The following is a 19003-nucleotide window of genomic DNA, read 5'->3' on the forward strand; positions in this document are numbered from 1 at the left end:
TTGGATGTTGCAAGAAGTTTCTGCGCCTGCTCAGGGCTGCAAGCGACGACGGATTGGCTCGAATGCCTCGCTGGCATGACGTACCAGCGGATCGGGCGCTCCCTCATCGATGGCTTTCCAGTAGCGCCATGGCACCTTATCGGTACCCAGCTCGTAGTCCATGCCATCCCAGCTGTCCTCGCGAAAACTGTAGAAAGCCCAGTGCAGGCGCTCACGCACGAGCACTTCCAGAACGTCCTCCAGGTAGCGATGACAGCCCGGCAGGCGGCGCATGCAGCCGAACTCACCGACCACCAGGCGTGAACGCGGGACCCGCATGGCCTCGGCCCATTGCAGCGGAAGTTGCAGGTACTGTGCTACCCGCGCCGCATCCCAGTGCTCGTCGCGCCCCGCGAAAGGCACCCTGCCCGGGTATTCGAACGGCCGCTTGCGCGCCATGTTCGGCGCACTGGTGGCAGCGTAGGGTTCGTACATATGCACGCTGTACAGCACACGCGCATCTGCCAGCGGCCTTGGCCAATAGCCGAAAGCATCGGCTGCGGCATACCAGCCGGCATCGACCATCACCGGGGTCTTGTCGTCCACCGCCCGGATCGCTGCCAGCAGCTTGGCCGACAGTGCCGGCAGGTCACGCAACCCGCCCTGCTGTCGCGCATACCAGGCCTTCATCTGGTCTTGCGAGGCATGCTCCGGCAGGCCACCCTGCTTTTCCGGGGCCGGCTCATTGACCAGGTTGTAGGCTGCGACTGCGGGATGATCCTTCAGCGCCCCTGCCAGATCGCGCCAGAAAGTAACGGATTGCTGCCAGTAACGCTTGTCCTGCCACAGCCGGTCGTCAAACTGGCCATGGTTATTCTGCGACCAGCGCATGCCAGGCAGCGAAAGCGGTGCAATGACCACCTTGAGCCCGGCCTGCTGGGCGCGGTCCAGCACCTGTTTCAACTCAGCGAGGTCGGCGGCGACAAGACCGTCGTAGTGGTCGGCATCTCCCAGAAGGAAGTCCCTGCCGGCAGGCCTCCACTTGTCGTAGGAAAGCCGCACCCAGGTGGCACCGTAGGCTTTCAGGGCATCGAAATAGGCCTGATCCGGCGGCAGGCGGTTGAAGCTGTTACCGCCATGGCGGGGGGTGTTCCAGAAGTCGATCAGGTCGGCTGCCAGGGCCGGCAGCGGTGCCAGCGCCAGCAGGCCAGCGAATATCCAGTGACGCATCGGGGCGACTCCTGACAAGGCGAAGGGATAGCGAGCGTATCCCCGTCACCAACAAGACGTTTCGCCAATGAGTGAAGGATATTTCTGGATTGATCGTCCGCGATCATCAACCCAGCAGCGCCAACCCCAGCACCACGCCCAGTTCCAGCAACTCCAGCAGTGCACCCGCAGTGTCACCGGTGGTCCCGCCCAATCGGCGACACATCTGCCGCCGCAAGAACGCAAAGACCAGCGCTGCCACCAGCAGTAGCCATAGCGCCAGCCAGCCACCCAACACCAGACAGGCCAGCGCACTGCCCAGCAGTACCCAGCCCGCCGCACGCCTGGGCAGGTGTTCGGCCAGTGCCGAGCCCAGTCCCCCGGCACGCACATAAGGTGTACAGAGGAACAAACCGAGCATCGCAGCCCGCCCGACCACTGGCGCCAGAACCAGCCAGGCACCCGCGCCACGCTCGACCAGCACCCACAGGGCACAGAACTTCAGCAGCAGCACCAACACCAGGGTGACCACGGCAATCGGGCCACTGCGCGGGTCTTTCATGATCTGCAAGGTGCGCTCGCGATCGCCGAAGCCACCCAACCACGCGTCGGCACTGTCGGCCAGGCCATCCAGGTGCAGGGCGCCGCTGAGCAGCACCCACAAGGCCAGCAGCAGTGCAGCCTGCAACGGTGCCGCAACGCCCTGCAGCAGCGCGCTGGCAGCCCACAACAGCAGGCCGAACAGCAACCCGACTGCCGGGTAGAACAGCAGCGAACGGCCCATCTGCCGCGGCTCCGGCATGCCCGGCAGGCTTACCGGCAGGCTGCTGAGAAACTGCAGGGCAATCCAGAACGGCAGCATCAAACCACCTCACGCAACTGGCCATCGGCCTGCAGCGCCAGACGCATCAGCGCAGCGTGCCGCACCTCGACCTGCAGCAACTGCTCGCGCGGCAATCCACGGGCGCGGGCCAGCAACAGGCGCATGACACCGCCGTGGGTTACCAGCAGAACGCGCTTGCCGGAGTGTTGCCGGGCCAGGGTTTCGACCGCTGTCAGCACACGCTTGGCGAAGTCGGCCACCGGCTCGCCTGCAGGCGGCGTGAAGGCGTAGGGGTCGGCCCAGAAACGCCCCAACGCGTCCGCTTCGGTCTGCATGATCTGCGCCGCGCTGCGTCCTTCCCACTCGCCAAAGTGCAGCTCGCGCACACCCGCTTCCAGTTGCACCGGCAGTTGGAGACTTGCGCCCAGTTCGTCGGCGAAACGTGCGCAACGCTGCAACGGCGAACTGACCAGCACATCCCAAGGCCCACCCACCGCGACAGCCGCGCGCATCTGCGCCCAGCCCTGCGCGGTCAGGGCGTCGTCCAGGCTGCCGCGCAAGCCGCCGCCCAGTTCGGTCTCACCATGACGCAGCAGATCGAGGATCATGCCGGACGATCCGCCACCGCCGCTTCGGCGAAGGTCGCCATCTGCCCGTGCAGGGCGCAGGCCAGGCGCATCAGCGGCACCGCCAGCGCGGCACCGCTGCCCTCGCCCAGGCGCAACCCGAGGGCCAGCAACGGTTCGGCCTGCAGCGCGTCGAGCAAGGCACGATGTCCAGGCTCGGCGCCCTGGTGGGCGAAAAGCAGCCACTGACGGCACTGCGGATTGAGGCGTACGGCAACCAAGGCCGCCACGCTGCAGATGAAGCCGTCGACCAGCACCGCGACCCCACTCTGCGCGCAGGCCAGGTATGCACCCGCCAGCGCCGCGATCTCGAAACCACCGACGCAGGCCAATGCCCGCAGCGTGTCAGCGTTCTGCAGGCCATGCAGTGCCAGGGCTCGCTCGATCACCTCGGCCTTGTGCCGCACGCCGGCACTGTCGAGCCCAGTACCCGGGCCGCTCAGGGCATCGGCCGGGCACCCCAGCAATGCGCTGGCCAGGGCTGCCGCTGCCGTGGTGTTGCCAATCCCCATCTCGCCACCGATAAACAGCTGTGCGCCCTGGCCTGCGGCGCGCAAGGCACTGTCGCGCCCGGCCCCGAGCGCGGCGCGCAGTTGCGCGTCGGTCATCGCCGGCTGGCGGGCGAAGTTGGCAGTGCCGGCGCCCAGGCGCAGGTGATGCACGCCCGGCAGTTGCAGTTCCGGGTCGATGGTCCCCAGGTCGACCACGTCCAGCGTCGCCTCCAATTGACGCGCCAACACACTGATCGCCGCCCCACCGCCGACGAAATTGCGCAACATCTGGCCAGTCACAGCCTGGGGATAGGCGGAGATACCCTCCTCCACCACGCCATGGTCACCGGCAAACAAGCCGATCGCCACGCGCTCGAGGGTCGGACGCTCGCGACCTTGCAGGCCGGCCAGGGTAATCGCCAGCGCTTCCAGTTGGCCCAGCGATCCGGCGGGCTTGGTCAGTTGCTGCTGACGGGTGCGCGCCTGCTCCATGGCATCGTTGTCGAGGGGTTGGCAGGCATCGAGCCACCAGGAGGTGTTCATAGAGCAGGTCCTTTGAGCATGAGAGGAAGGCCGGCAACCGTGAGCACCACGCGCTCACAGCGTTCGGCCACCGCCTGGTGCAGCCAGCCGGCCAGGTCGACGTAACGGCGGGTCAGCTCGCCCATGGGCACCACGCCCAGGCCGGTTTCGTTGCTGACCAGGATCAGCGTGCCGGGCAGGCTGGCCAGGCAGTCGAGCAGCGTGTCACGCTCCTCGACCAGGCGCTGCGGGTCATCGAGCATCAGCAGATTGGTCAGCCACAGGGTCAGGCAATCCACCAGCAGGCAACGCCCTACGTCTGCTTCGGCGCGCAGCACGCGGGCCAGGGCCAGAGGCTCTTCGATCAGCCCCCAGTCAGAAGGCCGGCGCTCGCGGTGCAGGCGCACGCGTTCATTCATCTCGCCGTCCAGCGGCTCGCTGGTGGCGATATAGGTGACCGGCAAACCACTGGCCACGGCCAGTTGCTCGGCCAGGCGGCTCTTGCCCGAGCGGGCACCACCGAGGATCAGGTTGCGCATCTCAGGCTACTCCACACAAGGCGCGCAACCGCGCGGTGTCCAGGTGCTGCTCGATGAGGTCGGCCAGGCGTTCGATATCGCGTTCGCGCAATGCCTCGTAATCGACCACCTCGACGTCATCCAGCCCGGCCCAGCGCAGCAGCGCGGCGCACGACTGGCTACCCTCGAACAAACCGTGCAGGTAAGTGGCGAGGATCTGCCCGTCAGCGCTGATCGCGCCATCGGCACGTCCATCTGCGAGCATCACCGCAGGCTGCTCCAGCGCAGGCCCCTGGGTGACGCCTGCATGAATCTCGTAGCCCGACACCGGTGCCTGCTCAAGGCTCAGCACGCCTTCGACATTGCGCAGCTGCTTTTCGGCTTCCAGCACGGTGGCGTAGTCGAACAGGCCCAGCCCAGCGCTCGAACCCGCCGGCCCTTCCAGCCCCAGCGGGTCGTGCACCTGGCGCCCCAGCATCTGCAGCCCGCCGCAGATGCCGATGAGCTTGCCGCCGTAACGCAGGTGACGGGCGATGGCGCTGTCCCAACCGCGCTCGCGCAACTGCGCCAGGTCACCGCGCACGCTCTTGGAGCCGGGCAGGATGATCAGGTCGGCAGGCGGAATCGGCTGGCCGGGGCCGATGAACTGCAAGTCCACCTGCGGGTGCAGGCGCAGCGGGTCGAAGTCGGTGTGGTTGCTGATGCGCGGCAATACCGGAACGATAACCTTGAGCACACGATCGCCCTTGAGCGACTGGCGCCGGTCGATGCCGTCCTCGGCCTCCAGGTGCAGGTCGGTGATGTAGGGCAGCACACCCAACACCGGTTTGCCGGTACGCTGCTCGAGCCAGTCCAGGCCCGGTTGCAGCAAGGCGATGTCTCCGCGAAAACGGTTGATGACAAACCCCTTCACCCGCGCCTGCTCACTGGGCGACAGCAGTTCGAGGGTGCCGACCAGGTGGGCGAACACACCGCCACGGTTGATGTCGGCAACCAGGATCACCGGGCAGTCCACCGCCTCGGCAAAGCCCATGTTGGCGATATCGCCGGCCCGCAGGTTGATCTCGGCAGGCGAGCCTGCGCCTTCGACCATCACCACCGGGTAGGCAGCGCTCAGGCGCTGGTGCGAGGCCAAGACCGCCTGCATGGCGATGGCCTTGTAGTCGTGATAGGCGACGGCGTTCATGCTGGTCACCGCGCGGCCATGGACGATGACCTGGGCGCCGGTGTCACTGTTGGGTTTGAGCAGTACCGGGTTCATGTCGGTATGCGGTGCCAGCAGGCAGGCCTGGGCCTGCACCGCCTGGGCGCGGCCAATCTCGCCACCGTCGGCGGTCACCGCGCTGTTGAGCGCCATGTTCTGCGGCTTGAACGGCACCACGCCGACACCCTGGCGCAACAGCCAACGGCACAGGGCGGTGACCAGCGTGCTCTTGCCGGCATCGGAGGTGGTGCCTTGCACCATGAGGGTGGTCATGCCGATTCCTTCTGGTAGTCCTGCAGCGCCTGGCGCAGGCGCTGTTCATCCGCCGCACTGGCAGGCAAGCCAAGACGCACGGCGGCAGGCGCCTCGAACAGGCGCACGAGAATGCCACGGCGGGCGAGAAAGTCGTGAAGCTGGGCGGCGCGCGGATCGCGCAAGTACTGGAACAGGTCGCAGCCGCCAGTGGCGGGCAAGCCAGACTCGACCAGCAGTGCTGCAAGGCGTGCGCTGGCTTCGGCGCAGCGCACGATCTGCGCCCGCTGCGCCTGGCCATCGGCAAGGCACGACTGGCCGATGATCCGGGTCGGGCCGCTGACCGTCCACGGCCCCAGCATCTCGGCCAGGCGCTGCAGCAGTGGCGCCTCGGCCATCACGAAGCCCAGGCGCACACCGGCCAAGCCAAAGAACTTGCCGAACGAACGCAGCACGATCAATCCGCCACGCCCGCTCTGATCGGTGATGCTGTGTGCCGGGATGTTGTCCATGAACGCCTCGTCCACCACCAGCCAGCCGCCGCGTCGAGCCAGGCGTGCGTGCCAGTCGAGCAGGCGCTCGCGCGGCACGCAGCGCCCCGTGGGGTTGTTCGGGTTGACCAGCAGCAGCACATCGAGGCGGTCCAGGGCCGCTTCAACCTGGTCGTCATCGAGCTCGACAAGCTCATGCCCGGCGCGCTGCCAGGCATGCGGATGCTCGGCATAGCACGGCGACAACACGCCGACCCGCCCGCGCGTGCGCAAGTGCGGCAAGGCCTGGATCGCTGCCTGAGAGCCCGCCACCGCGAGCAGTTCATCGACACCATAGTAGGCGCGCGCGACCTGCTCCAGGCCATCCTCGACCTCAGGCAGGCGCGCCCATGCCTCCAGCGGAATCGATGGGATGGAGAAGGACCAGGGGGCGATACCGCTGGACAGGTCGAGCCAGTCTTCGCGTGCGATACCGTACTGGTGCACAGCGCGCAGCAGGCGGCCACCATGTTCAAGCATAGAGCCAGGCCCCCGTGCAGATCACCAGCAGCCACAGCCATACGCCGCGCTGCACCAGGCTCCAGCCGCGCTCGATGGCATCGGCGTCGGCCACCGGCCCCTCGCCCAGGCGCGCTCGTTCGTGCAGCTCACCGTGGTACACCGCCGGACCTCCCAGCTCCACGCCGAGGGCACCGGCCCCTGCGGCCATCACCGGGCCTGCGTTGGGGCTGTCCCACAGCGGCGCCTGGTTGCGCCAGCAACTGAGCGCCAGGCGAGTCTTGCCCAGCAATGCGTAGGTCAAGGCCACCAGCCTGGCCGGCAGGTAGTTGAGTACATCGTCGATACGCGCTGCGGCCCAGCCGAAGCGCTCGAAACGTTCGTTGCGATAACCCCACATGGCATCCAGGGTATTGCTCAGGCGGTACAGCACCACGCCCGGCGCACCGGCCACGACGAACCAGAACAGCGCGGCGAATACCGCATCGCTACCATTCTCCAGCACCGACTCGGTCGCGGCGCGGGCCACGGCAGGCTCGTCGAGCTCGCGGGTCTCGCGGCTGACCAGATAGCCCACCCGCCGCCGTGCTTCATCCAGATCCCCTTGGCGCAGGGCCTGGGCCACGGGCAATACATGCTCGCCCAGGCTGCGCATGCCCAGCGCGCAATACAGCGCCAGGGCGTCCACCAGCCAACCGATGTAGGGCAGCCACGACAGGATCAGCGCCACCAGGGTCAGGGGCACCACGGCCAGGAACCAGGCGCTGACCCCATGGCTACGCCAGCCGCGGCCACCGGCATTCAAGCGTTGCTCCAGACGCCCGGCGAAATTGCCGAAGGCCACCAGCGGATGACGCCGCTGCGGCTCGCCCAGCAGCGCATCCAGCGCCACACCGGCAACAGTCAGCAAGGCGATGCTCATGCCTGCTCTCCCCATTGGTTCTCGTAGAGCATCTCGCTCAGCGGCCGCTCACGCGCCCAGTCTTCCAGCACCAGCATGGGCGCCTCGTAGAATTTCGCCACCGGCCCCAGGCACAACACCGCCACAGGCTTGGCCCCGGCCGGCATGCCCAGCAACTCGCCCAGCGCCTGCGGGTCGAACAGCGACACCCAGCCCATCCCCAGGCCTTCGGCGCGTGCGGCCAGCCAGAGGTTCTGGATCGCGCAGGCCATAGACGCCAAATCCATTTCCGGCAGGGTCCGGCGGCCAAAGATGTGCGGCTCGCGCTTGTCCATCAAGGCGGCAACCAGCACCTCGGCGCACTCACCGATGCCTTCGACCTTGAGCTGCATGAATGCGTCGGAGCGCTCGCCGAGGGCCTCGGCGGTGCGAATCCGCTCCTCCTCCACCAGCGCCTGGATGCGCAGGCGCAGGTCGCGCTGGCTGATACGAATGAAGCGCCAGGGCTGCATCAGCCCGACACTGGGCGCCTGGTGCGCGGCGGCCAGCAGCCTGGCGAGCAGCGCAGGCGCCACATCGCCGCCGATAAAGTGGCGCATGTCGCGACGCTCGCCGATCGCTCGGTAGACCGCAGCGCGCTCGGCCTCGCTGAAAGCGTGTTCGTTCATGGTCGCAACAGCGCCGCCGCCGCTTCGGGGTTGGAAGGGAAATAGAAGTGCACGTAGGACGCCGTCAAGCGTCCCAGACGATAGACCGCCTCGTTGCCACGTCCGCCATTGGGGCTCAGGCCACGGGCGATGGGCACAAGCTCGGTGGTGGTCAGCGAGTGGTGGTAGGTATGGCCACGCAGGGTGCCTTCAGGCAATTCGACGGCCTGCAGCGCCAACGCGGCGAGGCGCTTCTGCATCACGGCCTCGCCGGGCAACAGGCCTAGCAGCTCGGCACGTTCGCCCGCAACGTCGGTCAAGGCCTCAAGCAGGTAGAGCATGCCGCCGCATTCGGCCAACAAGGGTTTGCCTTCGTCATGGTGGCCGCGGATCGCCTCGCGCATCGGCGCGTTGGCCGCCAGGGCGTGGTGATGCAGTTCAGGGTAGCCGCCGGGCAAATACAGGCTGTCGACCGCAGGCAGGTGCCGGTCGTGCAAGGGCGAGAAGAACACGAGCTCCGCGCCCTGATCGCGCAGCAGGTCGAGGTTGGCGCCATAGAGGAAGGCGAACGCCTCGTCGCGGGCCACACCGATGCGCACACCGGCAAGGCTTGCGGTCGAGGGGTCGGCGTGTGGTTCGACAAAGGCCACCGGCGGCGGCAAGGCAGCATCGCAGCTGGCGCCCAAGGCCTCGGCGGCAGCGTCCAGACGTGCATCCAGATCGTTCAGCTCACTGGCCTGGACCAGGCCGAGGTGACGGCTGGGCAACTCGATGCCGCGCTCGCGAGACAACCCGCCATACCAGCGCAAGCCTTCGGTCAGGCTACCTTCGAGCAGTTGCGCATGGCGCAGGCTGCCGACCCGGTTGGCCAGCACGCCAGCGAATGGCAGGTCAGGCTGGTAGCGCGCCAGGCCCAGGGCCAGAGCCCCGAAGGTCTGGGCCATGGCCGTGCCATCGATCACCGCCAGCACCGGCACGCCGAAGTGCCGCGCCAGGTCAGCGCTCGACGGCGTACCGTCGAACAGCCCCATGACACCTTCGATGAGGATCAGGTCGGCGTCAGCGGCAGCGTCCCACAACAGACGGCGGCTCTCCTGTTCGCCGATCATCCACATGTCCAACTGGTACACCGGCGCGCCACTGGCGCGCTCCAGGATCATCGGGTCGAGAAAATCCGGCCCGCACTTGAACACCCGCACCTTGCGCCCGAGGTTGCGGTGCAGGCGCGCCAAGGCGGCGGTGACGGTGGTCTTGCCCTGGCCGGAGGCTGGTGCGGCAATCAGCACCGCCGGGCAATGACGGGTGGCTCGACTCACAGTTCAACGCCCTTCTGTGCGCGGATACCGGCCTGGAAGGCGTGCTTGAGCATGCCCATCTCGGTCACGGTGTCGGCCAGCTCGATCATTTCCGGCTTGGCGGCGCGGCCAGTGACGATCACGTGTTGCATCGGAGGACGGGCCTGGATGTCCGAGAGCACCTGGTCCAGGTCGAGGTAGCCGTGCTTGAGGGCGATATTCAGCTCATCGAGCACTACAAACTGCACCGACGGGTCCTGCAGCAACTGGCGGGAGACGGCCCAGGCCGCCTCTGCTGCGGCGATGTCGCGCTGGCGATCCTGGGTTTCCCAAGTGAAGCCCTCGCCCATCACGTGGTAGCGCACTTCGTTGGGAAAGCGGCGGAAGAACAGCTCCTCGCCGGTGCTGTTGCGGCCCTTGATGAACTGCACCACCCCGCACTGCATGCCATGCCCCAGCGCACGGGCAAGCATGCCGAAGGCCGAGCTGCTCTTGCCCTTGCCATTGCCAGTGAGCACCAGCAGCAGGCCGCACTCATTCGGGGAATTGGCGATACGTTCGTCGATGATCGCTTTTTTGCGCTGCATGCGTGCCAGGTGGCGTTCGTCGCGCTCGATGGATTCGCTCATCAGGGGTTCTCCGCAGGCTGTCGACGCGCCGGTCGGGCACTCGCGGGCGGGCACCAGGCAACGACAGATAAACAAGGCAGGCAGGCGAAGGGAGCGCGCAAAGGCCGTGGCGATACCACGGGGCAGCGCGCATCACCCTCCGTGATGCCGTTGACAGTGACAGGCCGGTCTCCGGGCTCGTGAGCCGGGCCTTGGCCCGAAACCGCGCGCCTTCCCGGGTGCGGACACCCAGTGGCCTTGCGCGGCCTTGACTCACCTACCGTTGCGGGGGCAGCGCCGGATTCGCGCCCTGCTGGCGCCCACCGGCTTCCCAGTTTCACCCTGCCGGAGCTGATCCGCAGAGCACCTGAAACACGCCGCGAAGGTTAGAGGGTTGCACAGGGAGCGTCAATTAAACGCGGACGATGAACGGTTGATCTGGGTGCTTGTCTCACTATTGAAGCAGTGATATCACATAGCCATCACCGGCTGTACGCGACCATAATAAAAGGAGAGCGCGGCATGCAAGGCTTGATCATCAACAACCCGCACCTGGAATTCCTGCGCCCGGCCCTGGAGCGCTGGATCGACTGCATCGACCGCTTCAACCAGATCCATGGCGATGGCGATGCGCCCTATTGGCACGGCGCCCAGGCCAATGCCGGTATCCTCGCCGCCGCTGCCTGGCAGGCCGAGCTGGTGGCGCTGCAGCACTATCAGAGCAAGAAGCAGCGTGACGAAGGCGAGCGCGAGGGGCGCTGCGATCTGTCGATTGCTGGCGCCGAACAATCCATTCATCTGCACACTGAGCAGCGCTGGCCGAAGATCGCCCGCCTGGACCTGGCGGGCGCCCTGCAGGAGGCGGCGACGTTGGCGCGGCTGGCAGCCTATCCCAGCCAGCTCAAGGCCGGGGCGCTGTTTGTCAGCCCGTGGAAGGCGGGGCAGCATGCAAGCCCCGAGGAACTACAGGATATGGTCGATGACTTGAACAAGCACACGGCCTGCGCGATTGCCTGGTACTTCCCGTATGCGTACCGCAAGCTGCATAACGAGTCAGGGCAATACCACCCGGGTGTGGCGTTGTTGCTCAAGCAGGCTTGAATGTACGCCGGGGCTGCTGCGCAGCCCCGACAATCTCAGGGATTCTGCGCCAGATGCCCCGGCGCCAACACCCGCTTGGCCTGCAAGTAGGCCTTGGACCAGTAGCTGTTCGACAGGTAGTCCAAGCGCACCGTACCGCCGGTGGACGGCGCATGCACGAAGCGCCCCTCCCCCACGTAGATCCCGGCATGGCTCACCTGCGAGCCACCGCCGGTGGCGAAGAACACCAAGTCACCGGATTGCAGCGAATTGATGTCCACGGTCGGTGCACGCATGACGATCATCTCGCGGGTCGAGCGTGGCAGGTTGATGTTGGCCGCGCCGCGGTAGACGTAACCGATCAGGCCACTGCAATCGAAACCCGAATCCGGGGTGTTGCCGCCCCAGCGGTACGGGGTGCCGACCAGACCGATGGCACGGATCAACACATCGTCAGCCACAGGCGACGAGGAAGGTTGGTCGATGAAGGTGATCTGCGGCTTGGCCACAGGTGCCGGTGCCGGAGCACGGCTGGAACAGGCGGCAAGCAGTGCCACCAGGGAAAGGAATGCGAAGCGCGTCATCATCGCCATGGGTCAGAACCTGTCTGAGACCAATCGGCCGCAGCCGAAAAAAGAGTTAAGGATTTAGATTAGACGCTATTCGTAAATGCGCACGGCGGCTCGCTTTTCAGCTACGCCGCCGTGCGAGGATACATCATTTTGATATCAGTTGCGCGACAGGGTAGTGGTCGGCGCCATGGCCAAGGCACGCTTGGCTTCGATGAAGGTCTTGCTCCAGTAGCGGTCATCGAGGTTATCGATGCGCACACCACCGCTGCGGCGGCTGCTGGAGTGGATGAACTGGTTGTCACCCAGGTAGATGCCGGCATGGCTGACACGGCCACGGCCGTTGGTGCTGAAGAACAGCAGGTCACCCGGCTTGAGCTTGTTGCGTGCGACCTTGGGGGCATCGACGTTGATCATCTCGCGGGTCGAGCGCGGCAGGTTCATGCCGGCCTCTTCACGGAACAGGTAGCCGATGAAGCCGCTGCAATCGAAGCCGGACTGCTCGGAGGTACCGCCGAAACGATAACGGGTGCCGATCAGCGACATGCCACGCTCCAGAATGCTGTCTGCAAGGACGGGCAACTGGTAGGGCTTGCTATTGCTGGAGAAGGCTTGAAGGTCTTCATCGGTGGCGAGGTCTTCTTCATCGAATACCGACGAATGCGAAGCCTTGGCCTTGACCGCGGTTTGCGCGGTGACCGATGGATGATCCTGGGGCTGGGAAATCGGGCCTTGGGCCGCGCAGCCAAAAAGCAGGGTCACGAGTGCGAGTGGCACGAGGGGTGCGAAGCGCTTGAGCATGGGCACGACCGTGTCTGTAATCCTTTAGAAGGGGGAAACTATGCCTTCTATCGGACCTATTTGCAAATTTTATCGAAAAAAATGTGACTTTTGCGTTTTGCCGCTCTGGCCCGGTGTTTTCAGCGTTACCAGCCGAGAGTTTCCTTGAGGAAGGGAATGGTCAACTTGCGCTGGGCTTGCAGCGAGGCCTGGTCGAGGCGTTCGAGCAGATCGAACAGTGCACTCATGCTGCGCGTTCCACGGGTGAGAATGAAGTGCCCGACCTCATCGGTCAGGTGCAGGCCACGGCGCGAGGCGCGCAATTGCAAGGCACGCAGCTTGTCTTCGTCGGACAGGCCACGCATCTGGAAAATCAGTGCCAGGGTGAGCCTTGACTTGAGGTCGGCGAGCTTGATCGGCAGCTCGCGCGGCGAACTCGAGGCCGCCAGCAGCAGACGCCTGCCGCTGTCACGCAGGCGATTGAACAGATGGAACATCGCCTCTTCCCAGTCGGCCTTGCCGGCAATCACGTGCAGGTCGTCGATGCACACCAGCTCGTACTGCTCCAGATGGTCGAGCAACTCCACGCCTCGGTCGAGCAACTGCGCCAACGGCAGGTAGACGGCGGGTTCGCCCAGTTGCTGGAAACGGTGGGTGGCAGCCTGCAGCAGGTGGGTGCGCCCTGCGCCCTGCTTGCCCCACAGATAGATGAGGCTCTCGGTCCAGCCCGCGTCGGCTTCGCACAGCCGCTCGACATAGCCCAGTGCCGCGGCATTGGCGCCCGGATAGTAGTTGATGAAGGTGGCGTCATCGCGCAGGCGCACACCCAGGGGCAACTGGATTGGTTTCATGCTGGCTGGCGGTCGCGAGGACCAAAGGGGGCCTTTGGTGAAGAGTGCGCAAAGTCTATACCCGCAGCGCGGGCGGCACAATCGGGGAAGGGAATAGCGCAAGTAAAATCAACAGGTTGCGTGATTTTTGAGCAATCAGAGCATCACCTCGGCCAAGCGCCCCGCCCATTAGCGTGCCAGACTCGAAGTCGCCTGGGTGCAAAAGCAGGTCGCCTGGGTGCGATTTTTCCACTCGCCCGGCTCATAACCTGAACGGCAGCCACCGCCGCGCGGGGCGTCATGACATAACAACGATAATCACCGTCTCGTGAGGGGAAAAGTCATGCAGCGATCGATCAAGGCGGCCACCTGCGCCGCACTCCTGGGCATCAGCGCAGCCAGCTGGGGCGCAGAACCCGCCGCTTGCCAGAACGTGCGCATGGGCTCGGTGAACTGGACCGACGTCGTCGCCAGCAGCGCCGTCGCCGAAGCCCTGCTCGACAGCCTGGGCTACAAGGTCAAGCAGACCAGCGCCTCGCAGCAGATCATCCTGGCCGGCATGGCGGAAAAACGCCTCGATGTGTTTCTCGGTTACTGGCAGCCAACCATGCAATCGGTGGCCAAGCCCTTCCTGGACAAACAGCAGATCGACGTGATCAGCCCCGCCACCCTCGCCGATGCACAGTCCACCTATGCCGTGCCCGCCTACGCCTACGACGCGGGCCTGAAGACCTTCGCCGACATCGCCAGGTTTCGCGACAAGCTCAAGAACCAGCTGTACCTGATCGAACCGGGCAGCGGCATGAACCGCATCACCGCACAGATGATCGCCGAAGACAAATTCGGCCTGAAGGGTTTCAAGGGCATCGAGTCCAGCGAGGCCGGCATGCTGACGGCGGTCAAGCGTGCCGTGCAAAAGAACGAGTGGGTGGTGTTCGCCGGCTGGAAGCCGCATCCGATGAACCTGCAGATCGACATGCGCTACCTCTCCGGCAGCGACGATGCCTTCGGCCCCAACGAAGGCTCGGCCACGGTCTCGATCATGACCTCAGCCGGTTACCAGCAACAATGCGGCAACGTCGCCAAGTTGCTGCACAACCTGCGTTTTACCAGCGAAGGGGTCAGCCAGGTCATGGAGCCGATCCTCGACCGCAAAGCGCCGCTCGATGCCGCTCGAGACTGGCTCAAGGCGCATCCCGAGCAGGTCTCGGCCTGGCTCGAGGGCGTGACCACGTTCGACGGCAAGCCCGCCAATGCGGCATTGGTCGCGCAACAGTAATGCAGCGCTACTCTCTCTCGGCCGGCATGCAGGCCTTCATCGAACGGACACGCGCCTTCGGCGTGGCCGATCCTGCACTGGCAGCCCAGCGCGCGGCCTATTCGCGCATGGCCGCAGCCTTCACCCCGCCATGCCCGGAAGGCGTGCAGGTGCGAGATCTGAATATGCCGGGACTGGTGCCGTTGCGCGTGTTCCAACTGGCACAAGCAGCACCGGAAGGAGGGTGGCCAGCGCTGCTATTTATGCATGGCGGTGGCTGGATGCTCGGTGGGCTCGACTCGCACGCGTTCTTCTGCGCCGCACTGACGGCGCGCTTGGGAGTGGCGGTGGTCGCGGTGGATTACCGACTCGCGCCGGAACACCCCTTCCCCGCCGCCCTGCACGACAGCCTCGCCGCCTGGCGCGCCCTGCGCGATGGCGCGCTGGATGTACCGGTTGACCCCACACGACTGGTAGCCATCGGCGACAGCGCCGGGGGCAATCTCGCCGCCGCCCTGTGCCTGGCACTGCGTGAAGCGGATGAGCCGCAGCCGCGCATGCAGGCGCTGATCTATCCCGCGCTGGGTGACGAGGACAGCGTGTCGCGACGCGAATGTGCCGATGCACCGCTGTTGTCTGTCGACGACATGCACGCCTGCCTGAACACCTACCTGCCCTCGACTACCCGCAGCCCGTTGGCGCTACCGCTGCTGGCCGACGATTTCACAGGGCTGGCGCGCGCTTTCATTGCAGTGGCCGAGTTTGATCCATTGCGTGATGACGGCCTGCGTTATGCGCAACGGCTGGAGGATGACGGCGTGGCAGTAGATTACTTCCCCGGCCACGGGCTGGTTCATGGCTGCCTGCGAGCCAGGGAGCTGCCCGAGGTAGAGAAGCTCTACGAGGCACTGATTGCAGCGCTCAAGAACAGCCTCCAGTGATACCGCCTTGACGGTAGCGCCCGACCTGCAAGCGTGGGCTCGTCCCGCGACGGAGGCGCTCACCTAATGAAAGTTTCATGTTTTGACCCATGCTCTTTCTGCAAGAATCTTTAGTTACAACCTCTTACAAAGATTCGCTGAATAGCTGGAGCACGTGATGAATCCCCCCCTCCCTGCCAAAGCACCGTCCAAAGCCGGAAGAGTCTTCCGGGTGACCTCCGGCAATTTTCTCGAACAGTTTGACTTCTTCCTGTTCGGTTTCTACGCCACCCAGATCGCTGCCGCGTTCTTCCCTGCCAGCAACGAGTTCGCCTCATTGATGATGACCTTCGCCGTATTCGGCGCAGGCTTCCTGATGCGCCCGCTGGGGGCGATCATCCTCGGCGCCTACATCGATGACGTCGGCAGACGCAAAGGCCTGATCGTGACCTTGGCGATCATGGCCAGCGGTACCTTGCTGATCGTGTTCGTGCCCGGCTATGCCAGCATCGGCCTGTGGGCGCCGGCCCTGGTATTGCTCGGCAGGCTGCTGCAAGGGTTCTCGGCTGGTGCCGAGCTCGGTGGTGTTTCTGTTTACCTGGCAGAGATGGCCACGCCCGGGCGCAAAGGCTTCTACGCCAGCTGGCAATCGGCCAGCCAGCAGGTCTCCATCATGGTTGCCGCTGCCCTGGGTTATGGCCTGAATCAGTGGTTGTCCGCCGAGGAGTTGTCCCAGTGGGGATGGCGGATTCCGTTTGCCGTGGGCTGCCTGATCGTCCCGTGCATCTTCCTGCTGCGCCGCAACTTGCAGGAGACCGAAGAGTTCGCCAAACGCGAGCATCGCCCGACCATGAGCCAGGTGTTCAAGACACTGTGCGCCAACGCATCGGTGGTGATCCTGGGCATGCTGATGGTGGCCATGACCACCACCGCCTTCTACATGATCACCGTGTACGCCCCGACCTTTGGCAAAACCGTACTGCAGCTCGATACCAGTGACGCATTGATGGTGACCTTGCTGGTCGCCGTGTCCAACTTCCTGTGGCTGCCGATCGGCGGCACGTTGAGCGATCGCCTGGGACGCAAACCGCTGCTGGCGGCGATGTCCCTGCTGACCGTGCTCACGGCATATCCTGCGCTGTCCTACCTGGCCCAGGCCCCAAGCTTCGCTCACATGCTGGAGGTGCTGCTGTGGTTCTCGTGCCTCTATGGCGTGTACAACGGCGCACTGATCCCGGCCCTGACCGAAATCATGCCCACCGAAGTGCGTGTTGCCGGATTCTCCCTGGCTTATAGCCTCGCCACCGCGGTGTTCGGCGGCTTCACCCCGGCGGTGTCCACCTGGGCGATCCATGCCACGTCAGACAAGGCCGCCCCGGCTTACTGGCTGATGTTCGCAGCGCTGTGTGCGTTCACTGCAACGCTTGTGCTGTATCGCCGTCGGCCTGCCCGCAGCACGGCTGTTGCCTGAGGGTGTGACGGGTTCTTACGAGTGCTGTGCAGAGCGCTGGAAGGTAACTCCGCATAACTGAAAAAGCGCGCCCGAGAATCTCGGGCGCGCTTTCGGCTTAGTCTTGGTTCATTCCTAACTCAGCATCATCCAGCAGTGCTTTGGCCATACCCGCCAGGTAATAACCTGCCCAGGCCAAGTCGGTGTCGCTCTCCATGACACCCAAAAATGTCAGTCGCCTGACACTACCGAGCAATTCCGACGCATGCTCGCGAGCGTGCTTACAGGGAATACCCTGCTCGACGCGAAAGAGAGGCCGCCCCGAACCATCCCCTGCACTGAATGCAGTGAGTCCCGGCGTCACTGGTGCCTGCACAACATCGCTCATTGATGCTCTCCTCCATTGACGCTCTGTTGCCATACCGCAACCTTGGGGAACACCGCCCAACCTGTAGGAGCGGGCTGGTCCCGCGATGGGGTCGCCGCTATCGGCAAAGACCCATAGCGATCTATTGGCATCCTGGTCAAAGCCATCCTGACCAGACCTCTGGCCGCTGCCAGCTCCTGACCCAAAACACAAGGCAATCGTCGGTCTGCAATGCTCAAGGCAACACCCAGATCCTGAGCAATCTGTTTTAAAAGGAATTCGAGCGAACGGGTGGGATATTCGAGCGGGGGTGGATCGGGGACAATCTTCAGCATACTCACCTCAGTGTCATTGAGGCTGCCATCACCCGCTGTCAAACAGGAAGGTGGCAGCTGTGCGCGGGTTGACAGACCGAGGACACTGAAACTCGGCGCACACGAAGGTGCCCCACGCACAGCCACCATAGCGCTTGCACGTGTTTCAGTGATCGAAGCGGCCTGTCAAAGCCGGTCGTTGAATTGGCAACGACCCGGCGAGACTAGAGGCCGTTTTGGAGCACTGCAATGGCGGAATGGCGGTGGGAGTATGTTTGGGAAATGGACTACAGGGAATAAGGAAAAGCTGATTGGTAGGATTCGATGGAAAGGCGGCGGAGTCATTTTAAGCACTGATATCTGCCTCGAACTCTCGCGAGCCTCAGCCTACTACCGTCGAAATTGTGCCCATAAAAAAGCCCCGCTGATTCTCATCAGCGGGGCTTTTCATGTATGGCGGAGAGATAGGGATTTGAACCCTAGGTACTGTTGCCAGTACAACGGATTTCGAATCCGTCCCGTTCGACCACTCCGGCATCTCTCCAGTGGCGCGCATCATACCAGCGTTTTCGTTTCTGGCAAATCTTTTTCGAAAAAAATTCGCGTGGTATCAGGCGCTTGCGTGAGCGTACGGGTTACAGCGGCACGCCCAGGCGCTTGGCGACTTCTTCGTAGGCTTCGATGACATCGCCCAGACCCTGGCGGAAGCGGTCCTTGTCCATCTTCTTGCGGGTTTCCTTGTCCCACAGGCGGCAGCCATCAGGGCTGAACTCGTCGCCCAGGACGATCTGGCCGTGGAATACGCCGAACTCCAGCTTGAAGTCGACCAGCAGCAGGCCAGCGTCATCGAACAGCTTGCTCAGCACTTCGTTGACCTTCAGCGACAGCTTCTTCATCTCGACCAACTGCTCGGCGGTGCCCCAGCCGAACGCGACAACGTGGGATTCGTTGATGAAGGGGTCGCCCTTCTCGTCGTTCTTCAGGAACAGCTCAAAGGTCGAAGGGGTCAGCTGAATGCCTTCCTCGACGCCCAGGCGCTTGACCAGGCTGCCGGCCGCGTAGTTACGCACGACGCACTCGACCGGGATCATGTCCAGCTTCTTGACCAGGCACTCGTTGTCGCCCAGCAGCTTGTCGAACTGGGTCGGCACGCCGGCCTCTTCGAGCTTCTGCATGATGAAGGCGTTGAACTTGTTGTTGACCATGCCCTTGCGGTCCAGCTGCTCGATGCGCTTGCCGTCGAACGCCGAGGTGTCGTTACGGAACAGCAGGATCAAGCGGTCGGCGTCGTCGGTCTTGTAAACCGATTTGGCCTTGCCGCGGTAGAGTTCGTCGCGTTTTTCCATGATGGGCTCCGCTTGCTTGAGTGGT

Annotated in this window: 21 protein-coding genes, 1 tRNA gene and 1 riboswitch; of the genes, 4 read left to right on the plus strand and 18 right to left on the minus strand. The window is 64.4% G+C overall.

The features are described from left to right. Positions 1-30: 30 nt before the first annotated feature. The 11 genes from ACTYOL_RS20825 to cobO form a co-directional block, all read right to left on the minus strand. Positions 31-1209 (minus strand): glycoside hydrolase family 5 protein, encoded by a 1179-nt coding sequence (locus ACTYOL_RS20825; RefSeq protein WP_444757007.1) that lies wholly within the window; start codon positions 1207-1209, stop codon positions 31-33. A 106-nt stretch (positions 1210-1315) separates the two neighbouring features. Next, positions 1316-2050 (minus strand): adenosylcobinamide-GDP ribazoletransferase, encoded by a 735-nt coding sequence (locus tag ACTYOL_RS20830; RefSeq protein ID WP_200602984.1) that lies wholly within the window; start codon positions 2048-2050, stop codon positions 1316-1318. Next, positions 2050-2619, minus strand: coding sequence for an alpha-ribazole phosphatase family protein (cobC, locus tag ACTYOL_RS20835; RefSeq protein ID WP_444757008.1), 570 nt, complete (start codon positions 2617-2619; stop codon positions 2050-2052). The genes ACTYOL_RS20830 and cobC overlap by 1 nt, the downstream gene beginning before the upstream one ends. Continuing rightward, a complete protein-coding gene (cobT, locus tag ACTYOL_RS20840) occupies positions 2616-3671 on the minus strand; it encodes a nicotinate-nucleotide--dimethylbenzimidazole phosphoribosyltransferase (RefSeq protein WP_444757009.1) in 1056 nt (351 codons plus the stop codon). Before cobT ends, cobC begins: the two co-directional genes overlap by 4 nt. Next, positions 3668-4189, minus strand: a complete 522-nt coding sequence (cobU, locus tag ACTYOL_RS20845; RefSeq protein ID WP_197890652.1) for a bifunctional adenosylcobinamide kinase/adenosylcobinamide-phosphate guanylyltransferase — start codon at positions 4187-4189, stop codon at positions 3668-3670. The genes cobT and cobU overlap by 4 nt, the downstream gene beginning before the upstream one ends. Position 4190: 1 nt before the next feature. Beyond that, positions 4191-5645 carry a cobyric acid synthase gene (locus tag ACTYOL_RS20850; RefSeq protein ID WP_372822244.1) on the minus strand — a complete coding sequence of 485 codons (1455 nt, stop codon included), beginning with the start codon at positions 5643-5645 and terminating at the stop codon, positions 4191-4193. Continuing rightward, on the minus strand, positions 5642-6634 hold the full coding sequence (gene cobD / locus ACTYOL_RS20855) for a threonine-phosphate decarboxylase CobD (RefSeq protein ID WP_444757010.1): 993 nt from the start codon (positions 6632-6634) through the stop codon (positions 5642-5644). The genes ACTYOL_RS20850 and cobD overlap by 4 nt, the downstream gene beginning before the upstream one ends. Further along, entirely contained in the window at positions 6627-7535 is a 909-nt protein-coding gene (cbiB, locus tag ACTYOL_RS20860) for an adenosylcobinamide-phosphate synthase CbiB (RefSeq protein ID WP_151925055.1), read from the minus strand. Before cbiB ends, cobD begins: the two co-directional genes overlap by 8 nt. Beyond that, positions 7532-8182 (minus strand): 5,6-dimethylbenzimidazole synthase, encoded by a 651-nt coding sequence (bluB, locus tag ACTYOL_RS20865; RefSeq protein WP_151925056.1) that lies wholly within the window; start codon positions 8180-8182, stop codon positions 7532-7534. The genes cbiB and bluB overlap by 4 nt, the downstream gene beginning before the upstream one ends. Further along, positions 8179-9477, minus strand: a complete 1299-nt coding sequence (locus ACTYOL_RS20870; protein WP_444757011.1) for a cobyrinate a,c-diamide synthase — start codon at positions 9475-9477, stop codon at positions 8179-8181. The genes bluB and ACTYOL_RS20870 overlap by 4 nt, the downstream gene beginning before the upstream one ends. Further along, positions 9474-10085 carry a cob(I)yrinic acid a,c-diamide adenosyltransferase gene (gene cobO / locus ACTYOL_RS20875; protein WP_125931596.1) on the minus strand — a complete coding sequence of 204 codons (612 nt, stop codon included), beginning with the start codon at positions 10083-10085 and terminating at the stop codon, positions 9474-9476. The genes ACTYOL_RS20870 and cobO overlap by 4 nt, the downstream gene beginning before the upstream one ends. A 145-nt stretch (positions 10086-10230) precedes the next feature. Next, positions 10231-10450: riboswitch (cobalamin riboswitch) on the minus strand. Positions 10451-10586: 136 nt separating this feature from the next. Between cobO and ACTYOL_RS20880 the strand changes: the two genes are divergently transcribed. Then, entirely contained in the window at positions 10587-11165 is a 579-nt protein-coding gene (locus ACTYOL_RS20880; protein ID WP_063545852.1) for a hypothetical protein, read from the plus strand. A gap of 35 nt (positions 11166-11200) precedes the next feature. Here ACTYOL_RS20880 and ACTYOL_RS20885 read toward each other — a convergent pair whose 3' ends face one another. The 3 genes from ACTYOL_RS20885 to hda form a co-directional block, all read right to left on the minus strand. Further along, a complete protein-coding gene (locus ACTYOL_RS20885) occupies positions 11201-11737 on the minus strand; it encodes a C40 family peptidase (protein ID WP_054890951.1) in 537 nt (178 codons plus the stop codon). A 135-nt stretch (positions 11738-11872) separates the two neighbouring features. Continuing rightward, positions 11873-12514: a C40 family peptidase gene (locus ACTYOL_RS20890; RefSeq protein ID WP_153772796.1), complete on the minus strand. Its 642-nt coding sequence runs from the start codon at positions 12512-12514 to the stop codon at positions 11873-11875. Between the two features lie 125 nt (positions 12515-12639). Further along, entirely contained in the window at positions 12640-13344 is a 705-nt protein-coding gene (gene hda / locus ACTYOL_RS20895; protein ID WP_054890953.1) for a DnaA regulatory inactivator Hda, read from the minus strand. 322 nt (positions 13345-13666) lie between these two features. Here hda and choX point away from each other — a divergent pair, with 322 nt between their 5' ends. The 3 genes from choX to ACTYOL_RS20910 all read left to right on the plus strand — a co-directional run bounded on the left by choX (position 13667) and on the right by ACTYOL_RS20910 (position 16972). After that, positions 13667-14602, plus strand: a complete 936-nt coding sequence (choX, locus tag ACTYOL_RS20900; protein ID WP_151925058.1) for a choline ABC transporter substrate-binding protein — start codon at positions 13667-13669, stop codon at positions 14600-14602. Beyond that, a complete protein-coding gene (locus tag ACTYOL_RS20905; protein ID WP_444757012.1) occupies positions 14602-15522 on the plus strand; it encodes an alpha/beta hydrolase in 921 nt (306 codons plus the stop codon). The genes choX and ACTYOL_RS20905 overlap by 1 nt, the downstream gene beginning before the upstream one ends. 157 nt (positions 15523-15679) lie before the next feature. Further along, positions 15680-16972 carry an MFS transporter gene (locus ACTYOL_RS20910; RefSeq protein WP_063545855.1) on the plus strand — a complete coding sequence of 431 codons (1293 nt, stop codon included), beginning with the start codon at positions 15680-15682 and terminating at the stop codon, positions 16970-16972. A 97-nt stretch (positions 16973-17069) separates the two neighbouring features. On the opposite strand, the gene ACTYOL_RS20915 is transcribed toward ACTYOL_RS20910, so the two are convergent. The 4 genes from ACTYOL_RS20915 to purC form a co-directional block, all read right to left on the minus strand. Next, complete coding sequence (locus tag ACTYOL_RS20915; RefSeq protein ID WP_151925059.1) at positions 17070-17339, minus strand: DUF3077 domain-containing protein; 270 nt, start codon at positions 17337-17339, stop codon at positions 17070-17072. Beyond that, the gene (locus tag ACTYOL_RS20920; protein ID WP_197890640.1) at positions 17336-17653 is read right to left on the minus strand and encodes a hypothetical protein; all 318 of its coding nucleotides are present in this window, start codon (positions 17651-17653) and stop codon (positions 17336-17338) included. Before ACTYOL_RS20920 ends, ACTYOL_RS20915 begins: the two co-directional genes overlap by 4 nt. Before the next feature lie 433 nt (positions 17654-18086). Then, a tRNA-Ser gene (locus tag ACTYOL_RS20925) sits at positions 18087-18176 on the minus strand. A gap of 91 nt (positions 18177-18267) precedes the next feature. Next, complete coding sequence (gene purC / locus ACTYOL_RS20930; protein WP_063545856.1) at positions 18268-18978, minus strand: phosphoribosylaminoimidazolesuccinocarboxamide synthase; 711 nt, start codon at positions 18976-18978, stop codon at positions 18268-18270. Positions 18979-19003 lie beyond the last annotated feature (25 nt).

Origin of the sequence: Pseudomonas sp. A014 (assembly GCF_052378495.1) — a bacterium.
GTDB lineage: Bacteria > Pseudomonadota > Gammaproteobacteria > Pseudomonadales > Pseudomonadaceae > Aquipseudomonas > Aquipseudomonas machongensis.

Bases quoted from the DNA above. Each gene is read 5' to 3' on its own strand.
- ACTYOL_RS20825 (WP_444757007.1), bottom strand. From the start codon at position 1,209: ATGCGTCACTGGATATTCGCTGGCCTGCTGGCGCTGGCACCGCTGCCG.
- cobO (WP_125931596.1), bottom strand. From the start codon at position 10,085: ATGAGCGAATCCATCGAGCGCGACGAACGCCACCTGGCACGCATGCAG.
- cbiB (WP_151925055.1), bottom strand. From the start codon at position 7,535: ATGAGCATCGCCTTGCTGACTGTTGCCGGTGTGGCGCTGGATGCGCTG.
- cobT (WP_444757009.1), bottom strand. From the start codon at position 3,671: ATGAACACCTCCTGGTGGCTCGATGCCTGCCAACCCCTCGACAACGAT.
- ACTYOL_RS20915 (WP_151925059.1), bottom strand. From the start codon at position 17,339: ATGAGCGATGTTGTGCAGGCACCAGTGACGCCGGGACTCACTGCATTC.
- ACTYOL_RS20905 (WP_444757012.1), top strand. From the start codon at position 14,602: ATGCAGCGCTACTCTCTCTCGGCCGGCATGCAGGCCTTCATCGAACGG.
- ACTYOL_RS20830 (WP_200602984.1), bottom strand. From the start codon at position 2,050: ATGCTGCCGTTCTGGATTGCCCTGCAGTTTCTCAGCAGCCTGCCGGTA.
- ACTYOL_RS20910 (WP_063545855.1), top strand. From the start codon at position 15,680: ATGAATCCCCCCCTCCCTGCCAAAGCACCGTCCAAAGCCGGAAGAGTC.
- bluB (WP_151925056.1), bottom strand. From the start codon at position 8,182: ATGAACGAACACGCTTTCAGCGAGGCCGAGCGCGCTGCGGTCTACCGA.
- choX (WP_151925058.1), top strand. From the start codon at position 13,667: ATGCAGCGATCGATCAAGGCGGCCACCTGCGCCGCACTCCTGGGCATC.
- ACTYOL_RS20920 (WP_197890640.1), bottom strand. From the start codon at position 17,653: ATGCTGAAGATTGTCCCCGATCCACCCCCGCTCGAATATCCCACCCGT.
- ACTYOL_RS20850 (WP_372822244.1), bottom strand. From the start codon at position 5,645: ATGACCACCCTCATGGTGCAAGGCACCACCTCCGATGCCGGCAAGAGC.
- ACTYOL_RS20890 (WP_153772796.1), bottom strand. From the start codon at position 12,514: ATGCTCAAGCGCTTCGCACCCCTCGTGCCACTCGCACTCGTGACCCTG.
- ACTYOL_RS20880 (WP_063545852.1), top strand. From the start codon at position 10,587: ATGCAAGGCTTGATCATCAACAACCCGCACCTGGAATTCCTGCGCCCG.
- ACTYOL_RS20885 (WP_054890951.1), bottom strand. From the start codon at position 11,737: ATGGCGATGATGACGCGCTTCGCATTCCTTTCCCTGGTGGCACTGCTT.
- hda (WP_054890953.1), bottom strand. From the start codon at position 13,344: ATGAAACCAATCCAGTTGCCCCTGGGTGTGCGCCTGCGCGATGACGCC.
- purC (WP_063545856.1), bottom strand. From the start codon at position 18,978: ATGGAAAAACGCGACGAACTCTACCGCGGCAAGGCCAAATCGGTTTAC.
- cobC (WP_444757008.1), bottom strand. From the start codon at position 2,619: ATGATCCTCGATCTGCTGCGTCATGGTGAGACCGAACTGGGCGGCGGC.
- cobD (WP_444757010.1), bottom strand. From the start codon at position 6,634: ATGCTTGAACATGGTGGCCGCCTGCTGCGCGCTGTGCACCAGTACGGT.
- cobU (WP_197890652.1), bottom strand. From the start codon at position 4,189: ATGCGCAACCTGATCCTCGGTGGTGCCCGCTCGGGCAAGAGCCGCCTG.